The organism is Piscibacillus salipiscarius (genome assembly GCF_042685285.1).
Lineage (GTDB): Bacteria > Bacillota > Bacilli > Bacillales > Alkalibacillaceae > Piscibacillus > Piscibacillus salipiscarius.
On record NZ_JBHUMZ010000008.1, the window covers coordinates 71,661 to 90,828 of the forward strand.

16 protein-coding genes, 1 other RNA gene and 1 other annotated feature are annotated in these 19,168 nt (G+C 36.8%); of the genes, 15 read left to right on the forward strand and 2 right to left on the reverse strand.

The genetic code is table 11. The features are described 5' to 3' along the window. Nucleotides 1-13 precede the first annotated feature (13 nt). The 3 genes from queA to yajC are packed head-to-tail and all read left to right on the forward strand — an operon-like array spanning nt 14 to nt 2,483. Complete coding sequence (gene queA / locus ACFSW4_RS01700; RefSeq protein WP_054753409.1) at nt 14-1,042, forward strand: tRNA preQ1(34) S-adenosylmethionine ribosyltransferase-isomerase QueA; 1,029 nt, start codon at nt 14-16, stop codon at nt 1,040-1,042. A gap of 19 nt (nt 1,043-1,061) precedes the next feature. Further along, on the forward strand, nt 1,062-2,201 hold the full coding sequence (gene tgt / locus ACFSW4_RS01705) for a tRNA guanosine(34) transglycosylase Tgt (RefSeq protein WP_377327060.1): 1,140 nt from the start codon (nt 1,062-1,064) through the stop codon (nt 2,199-2,201). 15 nt (nt 2,202-2,216) lie between these two features. Beyond that, nucleotides 2,217-2,483 (forward strand): preprotein translocase subunit YajC, encoded by a 267-nt coding sequence (gene yajC / locus ACFSW4_RS01710; RefSeq protein WP_377327062.1) that lies wholly within the window; start codon nt 2,217-2,219, stop codon nt 2,481-2,483. A gap of 43 nt (nt 2,484-2,526) precedes the next feature. On the opposite strand, the gene ACFSW4_RS01715 is transcribed toward yajC, so the two are convergent. Next, nucleotides 2,527-2,901: a TIGR04086 family membrane protein gene (locus tag ACFSW4_RS01715; protein WP_054753407.1), complete on the reverse strand. Its 375-nt coding sequence runs from the start codon at nt 2,899-2,901 to the stop codon at nt 2,527-2,529. Between the two features lie 120 nt (nt 2,902-3,021). Here ACFSW4_RS01715 and ACFSW4_RS01720 point away from each other — a divergent pair, with 120 nt between their 5' ends. Both ACFSW4_RS01720 and ACFSW4_RS01725 read left to right on the forward strand, forming a co-directional pair. Further along, nucleotides 3,022-4,305, forward strand: a complete 1,284-nt coding sequence (locus ACFSW4_RS01720; protein ID WP_377327064.1) for an ArsB/NhaD family transporter — start codon at nt 3,022-3,024, stop codon at nt 4,303-4,305. Between the two features lie 71 nt (nt 4,306-4,376). Further along, nucleotides 4,377-5,018, forward strand: coding sequence for a DUF421 domain-containing protein (locus ACFSW4_RS01725; RefSeq protein ID WP_377327066.1), 642 nt, complete (start codon nt 4,377-4,379; stop codon nt 5,016-5,018). Here ACFSW4_RS01725 and spoVB read toward each other — a convergent pair. Continuing rightward, complete coding sequence (gene spoVB, locus ACFSW4_RS01730) at nt 5,015-6,559, reverse strand: stage V sporulation protein B (RefSeq protein ID WP_377327068.1); 1,545 nt, start codon at nt 6,557-6,559, stop codon at nt 5,015-5,017. The genes ACFSW4_RS01725 and spoVB overlap by 4 nt on opposite strands. A 119-nt stretch (nt 6,560-6,678) precedes the next feature. On the opposite strand from spoVB, the gene ACFSW4_RS01735 reads away from it, so the two are divergent. The 10 genes from ACFSW4_RS01735 to ssrS all read left to right on the forward strand — a co-directional run bounded on the left by ACFSW4_RS01735 (nt 6,679) and on the right by ssrS (nt 19,112). Continuing rightward, nucleotides 6,679-6,963, forward strand: coding sequence for a post-transcriptional regulator (locus ACFSW4_RS01735; RefSeq protein WP_054753507.1), 285 nt, complete (start codon nt 6,679-6,681; stop codon nt 6,961-6,963). Nucleotides 6,964-6,996: 33 nt separating this feature from the next. After that, nucleotides 6,997-9,276: a protein translocase subunit SecDF gene (secDF, locus tag ACFSW4_RS01740; protein ID WP_377327070.1), complete on the forward strand. Its 2,280-nt coding sequence runs from the start codon at nt 6,997-6,999 to the stop codon at nt 9,274-9,276. 144 nt (nt 9,277-9,420) lie between these two features. Next, complete coding sequence (locus ACFSW4_RS01745) at nt 9,421-9,756, forward strand: LapA family protein (protein ID WP_054753405.1); 336 nt, start codon at nt 9,421-9,423, stop codon at nt 9,754-9,756. Nucleotides 9,757-9,821: 65 nt separating this feature from the next. Further along, complete coding sequence (gene recJ / locus ACFSW4_RS01750) at nt 9,822-12,134, forward strand: single-stranded-DNA-specific exonuclease RecJ (protein WP_377327072.1); 2,313 nt, start codon at nt 9,822-9,824, stop codon at nt 12,132-12,134. Continuing rightward, nucleotides 12,124-12,636, forward strand: a complete 513-nt coding sequence (locus tag ACFSW4_RS01755; RefSeq protein WP_054753397.1) for an adenine phosphoribosyltransferase — start codon at nt 12,124-12,126, stop codon at nt 12,634-12,636. Before recJ ends, ACFSW4_RS01755 begins: the two co-directional genes overlap by 11 nt. 147 nt (nt 12,637-12,783) lie before the next feature. Further along, nucleotides 12,784-14,979, forward strand: a complete 2,196-nt coding sequence (locus ACFSW4_RS01760; RefSeq protein ID WP_377327121.1) for a RelA/SpoT family protein — start codon at nt 12,784-12,786, stop codon at nt 14,977-14,979. A 13-nt stretch (nt 14,980-14,992) separates the two neighbouring features. Continuing rightward, the gene (dtd, locus tag ACFSW4_RS01765; protein ID WP_054753395.1) at nt 14,993-15,436 is read left to right on the forward strand and encodes a D-aminoacyl-tRNA deacylase; all 444 of its coding nucleotides are present in this window, start codon (nt 14,993-14,995) and stop codon (nt 15,434-15,436) included. Nucleotides 15,437-15,489: 53 nt separating this feature from the next. Next, nucleotides 15,490-15,715: a binding site (T-box leader), on the forward strand. Nucleotides 15,716-15,784: 69 nt separating this feature from the next. After that, nucleotides 15,785-17,053, forward strand: a complete 1,269-nt coding sequence (gene hisS, locus ACFSW4_RS01770; RefSeq protein ID WP_054753393.1) for a histidine--tRNA ligase — start codon at nt 15,785-15,787, stop codon at nt 17,051-17,053. Nucleotides 17,054-17,065: 12 nt separating this feature from the next. Beyond that, entirely contained in the window at nt 17,066-18,838 is a 1,773-nt protein-coding gene (gene aspS, locus ACFSW4_RS01775) for an aspartate--tRNA ligase (protein WP_377327075.1), read from the forward strand. Nucleotides 18,839-18,930: 92 nt separating this feature from the next. Next, a non-coding RNA gene (ssrS, locus tag ACFSW4_RS01780) (6S RNA) lies at nt 18,931-19,112 on the forward strand. The last annotated feature ends 56 nt before the right edge of the window (nt 19,113-19,168 follow it).

Consider the following 19,168-nt stretch of genomic DNA (forward strand, 5'->3'; position numbering starts at 1 on the left):
GAAGGGATACAACATGAATATTGAAGACTTTGATTTTGATTTGCCAGAGGAGTTAATTGCACAAACACCTTTAGAAGATCGTGCAAGTTCCAGACTAATGGTTTTAAATCGGCATCAAGAAACGATTGATCATAAACATTTTTATGATATCTTAGATTATTTGAAATCTGGCGATTGCCTCGTTCTTAATAACACTAAGGTTATGCCTGCTCGTTTATTTGGAGAAAAAGAAGAAACGGGCGGCAAAGTAGAACTGTTACTATTAACACAATTAGAAAATGATGAGTGGGAAGTACTCGTAAAGCCTGCAAAAAAAGTAAAGGTGGGAACAAAGCTTTCCTTTGGAGACGGTTTGTTAAAAGCCGAGTGTACTGGAATTAAAGAACACGGTGGTCGCATGATCCGTTTTGAATATGAGGGGATTTTCTTAGAGGTATTAGATCAACTAGGCGAAATGCCTCTACCTCCGTATATAAAAGAACAATTAGATGATCAAGATCGATATCAAACCGTTTATGCTGAAGAAGTAGGTTCTGCAGCTGCCCCAACAGCCGGGTTACATTTCACAGAAGAATTATTAGAACAAATTAAAGCTAAAGGGGTAAAAATAGCTTATATCACTTTACACGTTGGACTAGGTACGTTTAGGCCTGTTCAAGTGGATAATATTAAAGAACACGATATGCATGCAGAGTTTTATCATATGACGCAGGAAACAGCCCAGTTGCTAAATCAGATTAAACAAAATGATGGGAAAATTGTTGCAGTCGGAACCACATCTGTCCGAACTTTGGAAACGATTGCTCGAGATGAACAGGGAGAGTTCAAAGAAAAAAGTGGTTGGACAGATATATTTATTTATCCATCATTTCAATTTAAAGCAATTGATGCTATGATTACAAATTTCCATTTACCTAAATCAACATTAATTATGTTAGTTAGTGCTTTTTCGAATAGAGAGTTTATTTTGAGAGCATACGAAGAAGCTGTAAGTGAACGATATCGATTCTTTAGCTTTGGGGATGCAATGCTAATTTTATAATGAAGGTGAATTAAATAATATGACAGCAATTAAGTATGAGTTAATCAAAACTTGTAAACAAACAGGAGCTCGTTTGGGGCGTGTGACGACCCCACACGGCTCATTTGAAACACCTGTTTTTATGCCAGTTGGTACTCTAGCAACAGTAAAAACAATGGCTCCGGAGGAATTGAAGGATCTTGGAGCGAATATAATACTATCGAATACTTATCATTTGTGGCTTAGGCCTGGTGAAGATATTGTTGAAGAAGCAGGTGGGCTTCACCAATTTATGAACTGGGATGGGTCTATCCTTACTGATTCTGGAGGTTTTCAGGTCTTTAGCTTGAGTGATATGAGAAAGATAGAAGAGGAAGGCGTTCACTTTAGAAATCATTTAAGTGGCGAAAAGCTCTTCTTATCACCAGAGGGCGCCATGCAGATTCAGAATTCATTAGGTTCTGATATTATGATGGCATTTGATGAATGCCCACCTTATCCTGCCACCTACGACTATATGAAATCTTCGGTTGAACGGACAAGCCGCTGGGCTGAACGCTGCCTTGAAGCTCACCAAAAGCCTGAACAACAAGGATTATTTGGAATTGTACAAGGCGGGGAATACGAAGAGCTTAGAAAACAAAGTGCTCAAGACTTGCTATCATTAGATTTTCCTGGGTATGCAATTGGCGGATTATCAGTTGGTGAACCTAAAGATGTTATGAATCGCGTCTTAGAATTTACAACACCTCTGCTACCAAATGAGAAACCACGTTACTTAATGGGAGTAGGGTCTCCTGATTCACTAGTAGACGGAGCCATTCGCGGTGTGGACATGTTTGATTGTGTCCTCCCAACTCGTATTGCGAGAAATGGTACTTGTATGACATCAAATGGCCGTCTAGTAGTCAGAAATGCAAAGTATGCTAGAGATTTTACACCATTAGATGAAAATTGTGATTGTTACACATGCCGAAACTACACGAAAGCTTATATCAGGCATTTGATTAAAACGAATGAAACGCTTGGAATAAGGCTTACGACTTATCATAACCTGTACTTTTTGGTAAAATTAATGAGTGATGTGAGGGAAGCCATAAGAGAAGATCGTTTAGGCGATTTTCGCGATCAATTTTTTGATCAATATGGTTTTAATAAACCTAATGCAAAGAACTTCTAGAAAGGAGGAATTGTAATGGAAGGCATCGTGGGAAGCATATTACCTATAGTGTTATTTATTTTGTTATTTTGGTTAATTTTGATTCGTCCGCAACAGAAGCGCCAAAAGCAAGTTAGAGAGATGCAAACAAACCTACAAAAGGGAGATCGTATCATAACAATTGGTGGTCTTCATGGTACTGTACATGCTTTAGATGAAGGCACATTAGTTCTAGAAGTACATGATGGAACGAAACTTACATACGATCGTTCAGCTGTGCGTGAAGTCGTTCAGTCTAGCTAATCAAAAGAGCCGACTCTGATTGAGCGGCTCTTTTTTCATTTCTTTAATTTGTCGCTTTCTTTAAGTTAACTCCAAACATACCACCAACGACTGCAGCTAGTACGAAAATTAAGAAGTACAACATTTGATTTGAATAGATCCAAGAATTTTGTGCTAGGAATTGATACAGCATAATACCAATAATATAGATGACTCCTACGATTGCTCCTGTTAACCAGCCTTTTTCTTCTGTTTTTCTTCCTCCTATAAAACCACCTACCATAAGTATTAGTACGCTGACGATAAAACTTAACCACTGAAATCCAGATTTTGAAAAGTCCATAAAGTTAACAATTAATGCGATGATCAGACTTCCAAGTAACATTAAACCGATAACTGCTACGACACCTATGAAACTAGCTTTCATTCGCTCACCCATTTTATTCCCTCCTTATGAAAATACGCCCAATTGGCAACTTGTCTAATATAAAATATGCATGTTTGACCAAGAAAAGACGTATTTATTTGTAAGGGACAAACCGTAAAGGAGAATTAGATCATGGAAGCGATGATTGTTGTATCAATTTTTGTAATTAGTTATATCTTTCTTTTATTGGACAAGATCAATAGAGCTCTCATAGCGGCAACTGGAGCAGCATTAATGGTTCTTTTTGGCGTTTTTTCCTGGGATGAAGCGTTATCCTCATATGTGGATTGGAGTACGATTGCCTTATTATTTTCAATGATGGTCATGATTTCCATAACTCAAAGGACTGGTATATTTGAATTTATTGCACTATGGATGATCAAACGTGTAAGCGGAAAACCTGTTGCGTTGTTTTTCTGGATTGGGATTTTAACAGCTGTTGGTTCTGCACTACTTGATAATGTAACGACTGTTTTATTGTTAGTACCTGTATTACTTCATATGATTAAACAATTGAACTTAAGAGCATTTCCATACTTAGTTAATGTGATCATTAGCTCCAATGTTGGTGGGACTGCAACGATGATCGGGGATCCACCAAATATTATGATAGGTCAAGCTGTACCATATTTTGATTTTCTTGATTTTTTAATCCATCTAGGACCTATTGTTGTCATTATTCACACGTTTACCATGTTCCTTCTGTACGTGATGTTTAGAAATTCTCTATCAAAAAGTAAGTCTGTTGAATTAGAACTTATTCATAAACTTAATCCATCAGAATCACTTAAAGTGACACCGCTTTTATATCAATCGCTTACTATTTTACTATTAACGATCATTGCATTTACCCTGCACGGTTTTTTGCATATAGAATTAACTACTATAGCGATCTTGTCTGCACTGTTAATGTTATTAATCTCTGAAAATGACGAGTCAAGTGACATTGTTTTTCAAAAAGTTGAGTGGACTACCTTATTTTTCTTCGTAGGTTTATTTGTCCTAGTAGGGGGACTAGAGAAGGCTGGAATTATAGATCAGATTGCTTATACATTCATAGACTGGACGGAAGGAGAATCATTAACGTCATCACTCGTTATTTTATGGTCTGCAGGGATTCTTTCGGGTTTTGTTGATAACATTCCGTATGTTGCGTCGATGATTCCAGTCATAGAAGAGTTTCAATCTTTTGGTGTAAAACCCATTGATCCTTTATGGTGGGCACTAGCACTCGGGGCATGCTTGGGCGGTAATGGTTCATTATTAGGTGCTTCAGCTAATGTCGTTGTAGCCGGAATTGCAAGTACTCATGGTGAGAAAATACACTTTATTAAGTTTATGTTTTATGGACTCATGATTGTCTTATTATCCTTAGTTCTTTCAACAGTTTATATATTATTACGTTACTTCTTATAAACCTGTCCTGCATACTCTTTGTCACCTGGGTTAAAATAAAGGTTACTACACTTAAAGGGTGGCAAAAGGTAATGGTTGATATTTGGGCACTGACTTTAAGAACACTAGGAATATATATCGCCATTTTCATCGTTTTCAGATTAATGGGTAAGAGAGAAATTGGTGAATTGAGTATTATGGACTTAGTTGTTTTTGTTTTATTAGCTGAGATTGCCATTTTCTCTGTAGAAAACACTGATCAATCATTTTTACTCCTACTAACACCTATGGCTGTCCTGTTAATCGTTCAGTTGATTAGTGCATACGTTTCTTTAAAAAGTACTAGGATTCGAGAGTTTTTAGATGGGCGTCCATCCATTATTATTAATAATGGAAATATTGACGAACGTGAAATGAAAAAGCAGCGTTATAATATGGATGATTTGTTAGTGCAACTACGTGAAAATGGGGTCATTGATATTGGAGAGGTTGAGCTTGCCATTCTTGAGACGAGTGGCAAGCTTTCTGTGTTTGAAAAAAAAGATAACCCACCGTCTTCAATCGAACCAATCGTGATTGACGGTGAGCTTCAAAAAAATGGTCTTCAGGCGTTTGATTTAACAGAAGAAGATTTTTATCAAATGTTAAGGAATAAAGGAATTCATGATATTAAACATATTTCACTTGCTCAAATAGGGTCTAATAATAAGTTGTTTCTTGATTTTAAAGATTAACGTCTACTTCGTTTCTTGAGCTGGTCCCACTCTTCTTTTGACACAATTTGTAATACAATCAAACCAATGAAATAGATCCCAACTAATATACAAATGGCAGCTAATAAAGGAATCACATTCGTTTCGGTTGTCCAAAGTTCTTGCAGTTTATTCCCAATTACATAGATGATGATCAATAATCCAGCCATTTTGGCTATTAATGAAAATGGCATTAAGAACTTAATGGTTTTGTAAAGCGTTATAAAATGTAAAAGTGTCACGACTAATATTCCAACTATAATTGATATGACAACACCTTCAATTCCGAATGAAGGCTTAGTTGCAAGTAACCACAAGGTCGATAATTTAACAACTGAGCCGATTAAACTGTTTACCATGGCTTGTTTTGCATAGTTTAGTGCCTGTAATGCGGCCTGCAAAGGTGCTTGGAAATATAAGAGTAAGAAGAATGGTGCCATGAATGTGAGGAACTGGGTCCCATTAACATTTCCGTATATTAAATTTAAGATTGGATGGGCAAATAACATAAAGATGATTGTAACAACCCCACCAGAGGCGTAAGATAACCTTAGAGCTTGTCTAATTCTGTAGTGCACGGAGTTCTGATGATTTAGTGCATTAAACTCACTTACAGAAGGTATTAAGGCCACTGACAACGAATGAGTAATAAACGTTGGAAGAAGAAGCAGTGGTAAAACGTAACCTGTTAACTGACCATATGCTGCTGTACTTTGAGCAATGGTATATCCTGCAATGACTAAACTTTGTGATACAAATATAGGTTCTAAGAAATAAGTTACAGAGCCAATTAATCTAGTTCCCGCTGTCGGTAACGCAATCGTCATAATATCGTTAAAAGTTTGTCTGAGTTGATCCAAATGTTTTTTGAAGAATATAGATACAGGCCGTTGTTTGTCAGTCTTAAAACAGTAATACATAAAGCCTAATGAAGCGAGTTCTCCTAATACAACAGCGAACATCGCACCACCTGCTGCATAACTGACTCCATAAGGTAGCATCAGCTGGATGAACGTAAAGACAAGTCCAATTCGGATGACTTGTTCGATCACTTGAGCAATCGCTTGTGGTTTCATGTTTTGCTTTCCTTGAAAATAACCTCTGAGTACTGAGGAAACAGCTATTATTGGAATTATTGGACTAATCATTAGCATTGGAATATAGGTGCGTTCATCTAATAGTAAGTGGTTTGAGACGATTGGAGCCAAAAGAATAAATAAAATAGTTAGCACAATACTTAGACTTATTGTAATGGCAAAGGATATAAACAAGATTCTTCTAACGCGCCTCTGGTCATTTTGAATGGTGGCTTCTGCGACTAATTTAGATACAGCGATTGGAATGCCGATTTGAGACAGAGTGATCATGAGAAAAAGTGCTGGGAGGGCTAGCATGTACACTCCAACACCTTCATCACCTAAAAGTCTTGCTAACACAATACGATTAATAAAGCCTAATAATCGGCTGATCATACCTGCAACAATTAAAATTAGAGCACCTTTAATAAATGTTTGTTTTGACATTTCTGAATGCCTACCTTCTCAAAAAGATGAAAATTCGGTACAATAATGTATATGCTAAAAGGTGTACAAGTCATGACATCGACTTTTAGTAAATAAAGGGGGCTTTTTACTTGGAACCAATGGTGCAGCATGTGGACGTATGGAAACCATACATTAAAGATGTGTTAGAAAGTAAAGTCAGTGAATTAGAATTATTAGGTTATAGTGGTGTAAATGAATATGAAGTGTGGGAATGCTTAAAGAAAAAAGTATGGAAAAAGGAACGAACTTTGCCATTGTTCCAAGTGGTTCAAGATATATTACATTTAAGCGGAAGTATGTACATGAGTTATTTAACCGTTGAAAGCCAGCAAGCCAATGATTTAATGGCACAAATTGACGCATTAAATAATCCGCAAAAATAAATAAATTACCAGAAAGAGTAGGGGGACATACATATGGGTAGAAAAGGCCGAATTATAGCCTTTTTTCTAATCGTCATCATATTAGGTGGCATAATTGGCTCAACAACCAATTCAATTGCGAAAGATATACCTTTAGGGTTAGACCTTCAAGGTGGATTTGAACTTTTATATGAAGTTGAACCACAGCAAGAGGGTCAAGAAGTTACCGATCAGATGCTTGATGGAGTCGTAGAAGCACTTTATCAACGTGTTGATATTCTAGGTGTCAATGAGCCTCGAATTAATATTGAGGGTGACAACCGGATCCGTGTTCAATTAGCTGGTGTTGATAACCCTAATGAAGCAAGAGAGATCTTAGCGACGACAGCTAAATTGTCATTTAGAGATACTGAAGATAAATTTTACTTTGATGGGTCACAAATTGTTTCGGGAAGTGCCAAACAAGACTTTGACCCAGAGACAAACCTGCCAGTTGTTACACTTCAACTAAAAAGTGAATTTGAAGGCAGTGAATATGAAAATTTATATGACGTCTCCTCGACCATTCTTGAAAAATACGGTCCAGATGGGCGAATGGTCATATGGATGGATTATGAAAAAGACAACACATTTGAAGAAGAAATAAATAAGCCTGATCAAGGTAAAATTCTAACCGCGCCTGGGTTTAAAAATGGAGAGCCAATAGCTGGTACTGATTTAATGATTGATGGATTTGAGACGGTTGAAGAAGCCAAAAAAATTGCTGACTTATTAAATGCCGGATCTCTTCCAGCAGACCTTAAAGAAATCTACTCTGTATCAGTAGGTGCACAGTTTGGTGAACAAGCCTTAAATAAAACGGTATTTGCAAGCATCATAGGTGTTATCTTAATTTTCCTATATATGATTGCTTATTACCGATTCCCTGGTGTTATCGCATCGATTACGTTGACAACTTATATTTTCTTAATTTTACTCGTCTTTAATTTAATCAATGGTGTATTAACATTACCTGGAATTGCTGCGTTAGTATTAGGGGTAGGTATGGCAGTTGATGCTAACATCATAACTTATGAACGGATTAAAGAGGAATTAAAGGCTGGTAAATCGATACAGGCTGCATTTAGTGCAGGTAATAAACGCTCTTTAGCAACGATCTTAGATGCTAATATTACAACATTACTAGCAGCAGTTGTGTTATTTGTCTTTGGAACAAGCTCGGTTAAAGGGTTTGCGACAATGTTAATCATCAGTATTATATTAAGTTTTATCACGGCTGTATTCTTATCAAGACTTTTACTTGGACTATGGGTTAAGAGCAGGTACTTAAACAAACGTCCGAAATGGTTTGGTGTTAAACCTGATCATATACATGACATTGCGAAGAATGAAGAAGTCAAACCACATTTCTTTGGTAAAACATTTAATTTTGTACAACACCGAAAAAAATTCTTTATCATCTCTATTGCGTTAATCGTCATTGGAGCAGGGTTCTTGTTATTTAGAGGCCTTAACTTAGGTGTAGATTTCGTAAGTGGATCGCGTGTAGAAGTATTAGCAGACCAACCACTTACTACAGAACAAGTTGAAGAACACTTTAATCAATTGGGCTATGAACCTGAACAAGTTGTATTAGCTGGTGATAACCAAGAGATTGGAATCGCAAGGTTAGATGTCTTAAGTAAGGAAGAAATAGCCGAGATTAACACATATTTTGTTGATCAGTTCGGAAACGAACCAAATGTCAGTACAGTAACGCCAAAAGTAGGTAAGGAACTTGCGATGAATGCCGTTAAAGCTGTTATTTATGCTTCTATAGGTATTATCATTTATGTAGCCTTTAGGTTTGAGCTGTTCTTTGCCATTACTGCAATCATTGCACTATTACACGACGCCTTTTTCATACTAGCTTTATTTAGTATCTTCCAGTTTGAATTTAGCGTTGTCATAATAGCTGCTATTTTAACGATTGTTGGTTATTCGATCAACGATACGATTGTCACGTTTGATCGGATTAGGGAAAACCTTCGTTTAGAGAAACGAGTCAAAACGTTTAAACAGCTAGGTGATGTTGTCAATAAGAGTTTAATGCAAACTCTGGCAAGAAGCTTCAATACTGTTTTAACGGTCGTTTTTGCGGCATTAATGCTGTTTATCTTTGGGGCTCAGGCCATTACGTATTTCTCTTTCGCGTTAATCGTTGGTTTAATTGCCGGTACTTATTCTTCTCTATTCCTAGCAGCACAACTTTGGTTAGTATGGAGAGGTAAAAATATTGACAAAAAACCAGTTGACTACAGAAAGAAGAAAAAGCCAGAAGGTCCACAAGTTTAATAAAAGATCATTAAGCTGTCTATAAGTTGTAATAACACTTATAGACAGCTTTTATAATAAAAACTATTAACGTTTGTTTTTGGTTAATTAATCCAACTTAAGGGAAAGCATAATTAAAGAACTAAACAAGCTGGAGGTGAGGTTTTGAAACAACAATCATGGATAATCATGTCACTAGTGTTTGCACTTATTATTTCGATTTTTGCTATTATCAATGTAGAGTCTGTAGAAGTTGATTTCTTATTCATCAAAACGAATGCGCCTTTAATATTAGTTATTTTATTATCAGTATTGATGGGAGCCCTATTAATCGTCGGCTTTAGCTTCTCTAAAATTTTTCAGCTGAAACGAGAGGTCAAATGGCTTAAAGTTGAAAATGATAGGTTAGAATCAGCTAACCAATCCTTGAAAGAAACTGAACAAAGAGAGAAAGAAGAACAAAAGCAAATGAATCAACTGGAAGAAGAAAATCCTGAGTAATCATAATATCTTCATTGATACCCCTGATGAGCTCTAGTATAATGAATTTCGTCAGGGGTGAACTTATGTTAGAAAGTAAAACGAAATGGATCTTACATAAAGTAGAAGATACACCACATATAGATTTACCATTTTCAAACGTGATAAAAAGAATGCTTGTTAAAAGAGGGATACGAACAACCGAGGAAGCCAATCAGTTTCTTCATGCGAGTCTAGATGATTTGCATGATCCTTTTTTGTTCTCTGACATGATTAAAGTTGTAGAACGAATTAAACAAGCGATTGAGAAGCAAGAACAAATATTAATTTTTGGAGATTATGATGCTGATGGTGTGACATCAACAGCTGTACTCGTACGAACACTTCGTCATTTAGGAGCACAAGTTCATTACTATATACCCAATCGATTCACAGAAGGGTATGGCCCGAATGAAAATGCGTTTATGGAAGCGCACCAAGCCGGAATTGATTTAATCATTACAGTTGATACAGGAATTGCTGCTCCAAATGAGGCTAAGTTAGCTAAGCAGCTTGGAATTGACTTAATCATCACAGATCACCACGAAGAGCAGGACGAAATGCCTGATGCCTATGCGATCATCCACCCTCGTTTATCAGAAGATTATCCTTTTGATTATTTGGCGGGTGTCGGTGTCGCATTTAAGGTGGCGCACGCACTTTTAGGAGAATTACCTAAAGACTTACTTGCATTAGCTGCCATTGGTACTGTTGCTGACCTTGTGCCTTTAAAAGGTGAAAATCGTGTGATTGTAAAGCAAGGATTGGATGTTCTTAGGAACACAAACGATGCGGGTCTAAACGCTCTAAAAGCAATTGGTAAAATAGATGATGACATGACCGAAGATTCTATTGGATTTGTTATTGGTCCTAGATTAAATGCTGTTGGAAGGCTACAAGATGCGACGTTAGCTGTCGATCTTTTACTCGAAGAAGATGCGTTAATTGCTGAAGATATGGCTCAAGAAATTGATGAGATAAATAAGAAGCGACAAAAGATTGTCTCAACGCTAGTTGATGAAGCAATTGAAGAAATTGAGAGTCATTTTGCTGACGATCATGTCATTGTCATCGCAAAAGAGGGCTGGAATCCTGGCGTGTTAGGAATTGTTGCTTCAAGGATCGTCAATCAATATCATAGGCCAACAATTGTATTAGGGATTGACCCAGAAAAAGGTGAAGCAAAAGGTAGCGCGAGAAGTATACCTGCTTATGATATATTTAAAAATGGGATGGACGTCCGCCACTTATTTTTACAATTTGGTGGGCATGCACAAGCTGCCGGAATGACAGTAGCTATAGACCAAATTGATGACTTAAGACAAGCTTTAAATGAACAAGCTAAACAAATATTAAAAGATGACGATTTTCAACCCGTCATAGATGTTGAAGATGAAATCATTTGGGATGAAGTGGATTTAGATTTCCCAAGGCAATTAACTCATTTAGCGCCTTATGGAATGGGGAACGAGAAACCTTATTTTCAACTGAATGGGTTAACACTATTAGATGCTCGTAAAATTGGTGCTAAGAAAAACCATGTTAAAATTCGCGCTCTAAGTGGATCTGAAACGATTGAAATGGTAGGGTTTCAGATTGGCGATGTAGCAGATTGTCTATCACCAGGTAGTTTAATTGATGTTGTAGGTGAAATTGAATTAAACGAATGGAATGGCAAACAAAAGTTACAATTAAAACTAAAAGATCTTCGTTGTCTAGAAGCTCAAGTATTTGATTATAGAGGTAAAAAATTACAATACATTAACTTTCCTAAAGACGCTGTGGCCATAAGCTTTAGAGGCAATACTCAGTCATTAGATATAGATGTATTAGATTTTGCGAAAGAAAAGGGTCGTTTTTTTGAAAGGTTAAAGAACCATTCTAAACTTGTACTAATTGATTTACCATCTTCATTAAATGAATTAGATGAAGTGCTAAGACAGAATCTTTTTACCAATATCTTTGCATGTTTTCAAAATACTGATGATCAATTCTTTACTTCAAGACCGAATCGTGACCATTTTAAATCACTGTATAAAACACTCAGTCAACATCAAGTTATTAAAAATGAACAAAAACATCAATTAGCACAAGCAAAAGGTTGGAAGATTAAACAGCTAGATTTTATGCTGCAAGTGTTTTTTGAATTGAATTTTGTTACAATGAAGAATGGTAGTATTCGTTTAAATACAAACGTGAAACAACAACCGTTAACAAGTTCGAAAACATATCAAGACCAGATGCAGATGATTGAGGTTGAAAAAACATTATACTATTCGACACACGATGAACTTAAAAACTGGATGTTGTCGAAAATGCAGCCTCAGTTGAAGGAAGGAGAAGTTGTGCATGGATTATAAGGAGTATATTACAATAGTTGAGGATTGGCCAAAAGAAGGTATTAAATTTAAAGATATAACGACATTGATGGATAATGGGAAAGCTTTTAAATCTGCTGTAGATGAAATCGTAGAGTATGCACGTAAGTTAGATATTGATCTCGTTGTCGGACCTGAAGCACGTGGATTTATAGTTGGGTGCCCGGTTTCTTACGCTCTAGAAGTTGGATTTGCTCCAGTTCGTAAAGAAGGAAAGTTACCGCGTGATGTCATCAAGGTTGATTATGGTTTAGAGTACGGTGAAAATGTGTTAACGATTCACAAAGATGCTATAAAACCAGGTCAACGAGTTTTAATTGTAGATGATTTGCTCGCAACGGGTGGTACCGTAGAAGCTTCGATTAATTTAGTTGAACAATTAGGCGGTGAAGTTGCGGGATGCGCATTTCTAATTGAGTTAACCTATTTAGATGGTCGAGACAAGATTAATGATTACGATATATTAACTTTAATGCAGTACTAATCAAGTACCGGCTGGACTTCATTAATAAGTCAGCCGGTATTATATACTTTAATTAGTTTTTGGCTTTACAATTTTCGATATATTATTAATAATATAACAAAAGCTAATCTATTGGACGAGAATTTTTTGAGGCGACTAGGTGATCGTATGGCTAAACATCCAACAAAATCAATTGAAGAAGTTATAGAAGAGGCAAGCCGTTACTTAAATGAGGAACATACGGCTATGATTCGTCATGCCTATAATTATGCAGAACAAGCACATGAGGGACAAGTTCGAAAGTCCGGTGAAGCATACATTATTCATCCTGTTCAAGTAGCGAGTATTTTGATAGAACTTGAAATGGACCCTTCAACTATTGCAAGTGGTTTCTTGCATGATGTGCTTGAAGATACTGATGTCACATTTGATGATTTAAAAGAAGAATTTAGTGAAGAAGTAGCTTTATTAGTAGATGGTGTGACTAAATTAGGAAAAATTAAATACAAATCAAAACAAGCTCAGCAGGCAGAAAACCATCGCAAAATGTTTATTGCTATGGCTAAAGACATTCGGGTCATATTAATCAAGTTAGCTGACCGTTTACATAACATGAGAACTCTATCTCATTTACCAGAAGAAAAACAGCGCCGTATCGCTAATGAAACGTTAGAGATCTTTGCTCCATTAGCGCACCGTTTAGGTATTTCTACAATTAAATGGGAATTAGAAGATACAGCTCTGCGTTATATGAATCCCCAACAATACTATCGAATTGTTCATCTGATGAGACAGAAACGTGAAGAACGTGAACAATATATAGAGCAAGTAATTGATGAAATTAATTCACAACTCGGTGATGTAAATATTTCAGCTGAGATGTCTGGTCGCCCTAAACATATTTATAGTATCTATAAAAAGATGGTGCATCAGAAGAAAAACTTTAATGAGATATATGATCTATTAGCTGTGAGAGTAATTGTAAAAAGTATAAAAGATTGTTATGCCGTATTAGGAATTATTCATACATGCTGGAAACCTATGCCTGGCAGATTTAAAGATTATATTGCCATGCCAAAACCTAATTTGTATCAATCACTCCATACTACGGTTATTGGACCTAAAGGGGAGCCGTTAGAAGTACAAATTAGAACGCAAGATATGCATGAGATTGCTGAATACGGTATTGCGGCACATTGGGCTTATAAGGAAGGTAAGACAAGTGCAGATAAGCAAGAAGACATGTCACGACAACTGGCATGGTTTAGAGAAATATTAGAATGGCAGAATGAAACAAATGATGCTGAAGAGTTTATGGAATCATTAAAAGTCGATTTTCTGTCAGATATGGTATATGTATTTACACCTAATGGCGATGTCATTGAGTTACCTCGAGGCTCAGTACCATTAGATTTTGCTTATCGTATCCATACTGAAGTCGGAAATAAAACAATTGGTGCTAAAGTTAATGGCAAAATGGAGCCACTTGATTATAAGCTTAAGACCGGTGATATTCTTGAAATATTGACATCTAAACATTCTTATGGACCTTCAGAAGATTGGTTAAAGATCACACAAACATCGCAAGCTAAAAATAAGATTAAACAATTTTTCAAAAAGCAGCGACGTGAGGAAAATGTGAAAAAAGGTAAGGAATCGGTTGAAGCGGAAATTCAAAACCTAGGATTCCAGCCTAAAGAAGTGTTAACAGAAGAGAATATACAATTAGCATTAGATCGGTTCCATTTTAATAACGAGGAAGACTTATATGCAGCGGTTGGATATCAAGGTGTTACTGCTCAGCAAGTTGCGAATCGAATTACTGAAAAGCTTAGACAACAAGAAAAAGCAACTGACCTAGAAAACACGATTAAAGAGGTACAACAAGAAGTCGAGAACAGACGTAGAAGATCGTCTGGTTCAGGTGTTTTTGTAAAAGGCGTTGATAACTTACTTATTCGTTTGTCGAAGTGCTGCAATCCGGTACCAGGTGACGACATTGTAGGATTTATTACAAGAGGACGGGGTGTTTCAGTCCACCGAACAGATTGTCCTAATATCGTGAATGAAGATGAAACAAGGTTAATTGAAGTCGAATGGGATCAACAGCAAAATAATCAAAAGAGCTACAGTGTTGATCTAGAGATATCCGGATTTGATCGAAGCGGTTTGTTAAATGAAATTCTGCAGGTTGTTAATGAAACGAACACTAGCATAACTGCAGTTAACGGGAAGTCAGACCGTAATAAGATGGCTACGATTCATCTTACCATTTTGATTCATAACGTTGAACATCTCAAGAAAGTTGTCGAACGTGTTAAACAAATTAAAGATGTCTTTACTGTTCAACGAACTGTGCACTAAGGAGTCAGATATAATGAGAGCAGTTATTCAACGGGTTACAGAAGGGTCTGTTACTGTAAATGGTGAAATAAAGGGCAAAATCGATAATGGTTTGGTTGTATTATTAGGTGTTACACATGAAGACACCGCGAAAGACCTTAAATTTATAGCAGACAAAGTGTCTAATTTAAGAATATTTGAAGATGATCAGGGAAAGATGAACTTATCGGTAAAAGATGTCGGCGGAAAAGTTCTTTCCATTTCTCAATTCACGCTTTATGGAGATTGCCGTAAAGGGCGCCGTCCTAATTTTATGAAGGCAGCTAAGCCTGATTTTGCTAATGACATGTATGAACAATTTAATGAGTTAGTGAGAGAACAGGATGTAGATGTTGAAACAGGTGTCTTTCAGGAGTATATGCAAGTATCACTTATGAATGATGGACCTGTCACGTTAATTTTGGATTCGAATGAATAAACGTCTTGACATATTATGAATTGCATCATATGATAGTTAAAACATTTAAATAAGTAAAACCTATGAAGGAAAGAGTAGTAAAGATTAAACATTACAGAGAGGGTTTATCATTGGCTGGAAATAAACCTAATTGTTTGCTTTATGAAAGACATTCCAGAGGTGCCGCATCGAACCAATTTTTGTAGTAGGTGAAGGTCGCGAGAAGCGTTACATAATGAAGAGAGAATGGTGATCTACCATTCTAATCAGGGTGGCAACACGGGTGATCTCGTCCCTATCAAAGAACAGAAACTTTGATAGGGACTTTTTTAATTTAAAAAAAGATTAAGAATTTAGAGGAGGAGCTTTATGAATATTAATGTTCCAAGAGGTACAGAAGATTTATTACCAGAAGCAACAAAAAAGTGGCAAGTAATTGAAGATAAACTAAATCATTTAGCTCAGGTTTATAATTATAAAGAAATAAGAACGCCGATCTTTGAACGCACGGAGTTGTTTCAAAGAAGTGTTGGCGATACAACGGACATTGTTCAGAAAGAGATGTATACATTTGAAGATCGTGGCGGTAGAAGTTTAACGCTAAGACCAGAAGGGACTGCTTCCGTTGCACGTGCATATGTTCAGCATAAAATGCACGGTTCTCCAGCACAGCCTGCAAAGCTTTATTATATTGGACCAATGTTCCGCTATGAAAGACCACAGCAAGGACGTACAAGACAGTTTACTCAATTTGGTATTGAAGCAATTGGCAGTGCGAGCCCCGCAATAGATGCTGAAGTAATGGCATTTGCGATGGATTGTTATCAAGAACTTGGTTTAAAGTCTTTAAAGTTAGTTATAAACAGTTTAGGTGATCAAGAAAGCAGGGAAGCTCATCGTAATGCTTTAATTGAACACTTTAAGCCAGTGAAAGAAGACCTATGTTCAGATTGTCAAAACAGACTTGAAAGAAATCCATTACGATTATTAGATTGTAAGGTCGACCGGGATCATGAAGCGATGCAAACAGCACCATCTATTTTAAACTACTTAAATGAAGAGTCTTCTCAATATTTTGAAGGTGTTAAAAAGCATTTAGATGCAATGGGAATTTCCTATGTTGTTGATGACACGTTGGTCAGAGGATTGGATTATTATACGCACACAGCATTTGAAATTATGAGTGAAGCTGAAGGTTTTGGTGCGATTACAACGTTATCTGGCGGCGGCAGATATAGCGGTTTGATTGATGAATTAGGTGGCCCTGATATTTCTGGAATAGGTTTTGCACTTAGTATCGAACGTTTAATAATGGCATTAGATGCAGAAGGCGTGAACCTAGATAAAGATGAAAGTGTTGATTGTTTTGTTATTGCTATTGGTGATGAAGCCAAATACACATCATCTAATGTTGTAAATCAGCTGCGAAAATCGGGTGTTAAAGCAGATCAAGACTATTTAGATAAGAAAGTGAAAGGTCAGTTTAAGTCAGCCGATCGTGTAGGAGCGACATATGCCGTCATCATAGGAGAAGAAGAATTAGCTAATGGTGTTGCAAATGTTAAAAATCTAAAAACCGGAGACCAAAAAACTGTAGAAACGGATCAAATCGCAAAAGAGATAAAATCAGGATTTTAAGGAGGCAACATGATGCAAAGTCGTACACAATGTGGAACTATAACCACTCAGCATGTAGATGAACATGTCTTATTAAAAGGGTGGGTTCAAAAAAGACGTGACCTAGGTGGTTTAATCTTTGTAGATTTAAGAGACCGCTCAGGAATTGTGCAAGTGGTGTTTAATCCAGATGTAAACCAAGAGGCATTAGAAATCGCTGAAAGATTAAGAAGCGAATATGTGATTGAAGTGATAGGAACTGTAAAAAGACGTGATGATTCAACGGTTAATCCTAAAATGAAAACGGGTGAAATTGAAGTTTATGCATCTGAAGTGACCATTTTAAATAAATCCAAGGCTTTACCAATTAAAATTGAGAATCAGACAGATGCAACAGAAGAAATCCGATTAAAATATCGTTATTTAGATTTACGTAGACAAGAAATGCAAGAAACCATGAAATTACGGCATCACACATCTCAAGCATTACGTCGATACCTAGATGGTGAAGGGTTTTTAGAAATGGAAACCCCAATGCTTACAAAAAGTACACCAGAGGGCGCACGTGACTATTTAGTACCAAGTCGTGTTCACCCAGGGGAATTTTATGCCCTTCCCCAATCACCTCAATTATTTAAACAACTTTTAATGGTGTCTGGTTATGAGCGTTATTTCCAAATCACGAGATGCTTCCGTGATGAAGATTTACGCGCTGACAGACAACCGGAATTTACTCAACTTGATATCGAAACATCATTTATGAATCAAGAAGAGATTATGCATATGACTGAAGATATGTTAACAGCTGTTGTTAAAGAGGTGAAAGGTGTAGAGGTTCCAAAGCCTTTTCCTCGTATGACATATGATGAAGCAATGGAACGTTATGGCTCTGATAAACCAGACACCCGCTTTGGATTAGAACTCGTTAATGTTAGCGAAATTGTTGCTAATAGTGGATTTAAGGTATTTAAGGGAGCTGTAGAATCTGGAGGTAAGGTCAGTGCTATTAATGTTAAAGGTGCTGCGAGTCAATACTCACGAAAAGATATCGATAAATTAACGGAACACGTAGCAGTTTATGGCGCTAAAGGTTTAGCATGGATGAAAGTCGATGGCGGACAGTTCACAGGGCCAATTGCGAAGTTTTTTGAACAAAATGAGGTAGAACAATTAACTGAGCATTTAGGTGCTGAAGATCAGGATTTATTACTATTCGTAGCGGATCAATCGAATGTGGTTGCGGATAGTCTTGGTGCATTAAGGCTTAAATTAGGTAAAGACCTAGGTTTAGTTGATGATAACCAGTTTAACTTCTTGTGGGTGACAGACTGGCCACTATTTGAATATGATGAAGATGAAGGTCGTTATCATGCAGCTCACCATCCATTTACCATGCCACAAGTGCAGGATGTTGAAAAGATGGAGCAAGACCCAGCGAATGTTAAGGCTCAAGCTTATGACGTTGTATTAAATGGATTTGAACTTGGCGGCGGTTCATTACGTATTTATGAAAAAGAACTACAAGAGAAAATGCTTAAGGCTCTAGGGTTTAGTCATCAAGAGGCGGAAGAACAATTCGGATTCTTGTTAGAAGCATTAGAATTCGGCGCTCCGCCACATGGAGGAATTGCTTTAGGTTTGGACCGTTTTGTCATGATCCTTGCTGGTAAATCAAACTTAAGAGATACTATTTTATTCCCGAAAACTGCATCAGCTTCTGATTTGTTAACGGATGCTCCATCAGCTGTGAGTAGTACTCAACTTGAAGAATTGCATCTAAAATTAACTGGAAAAGCCAACGAATAAAGGAAAAAAATACATCGATTTTACTACTTGTCTGAGCTTGAATTGAAAGATGTATTATGCTATTATTCAATTACACAAACAAATGAACACAAACAATCCTAATGTGTTCGTTGATCTTCAGATGTTTTGACCGAACACTTATAGAAAAGGGAGCCTGGTGTTTCCGTGCAGCGTAAATGCCTCGCTGAGGACTTACAAAACGCGGAACAGGGCACCCACCTGCTTGGAGCGGGTTCAAAACTATAACCAGATCAACGGCACAATTGGGATTGTAGTACATAGTTAAATATCAACGTCATTTATGATGATTAAATCATGAATGACGTTTTT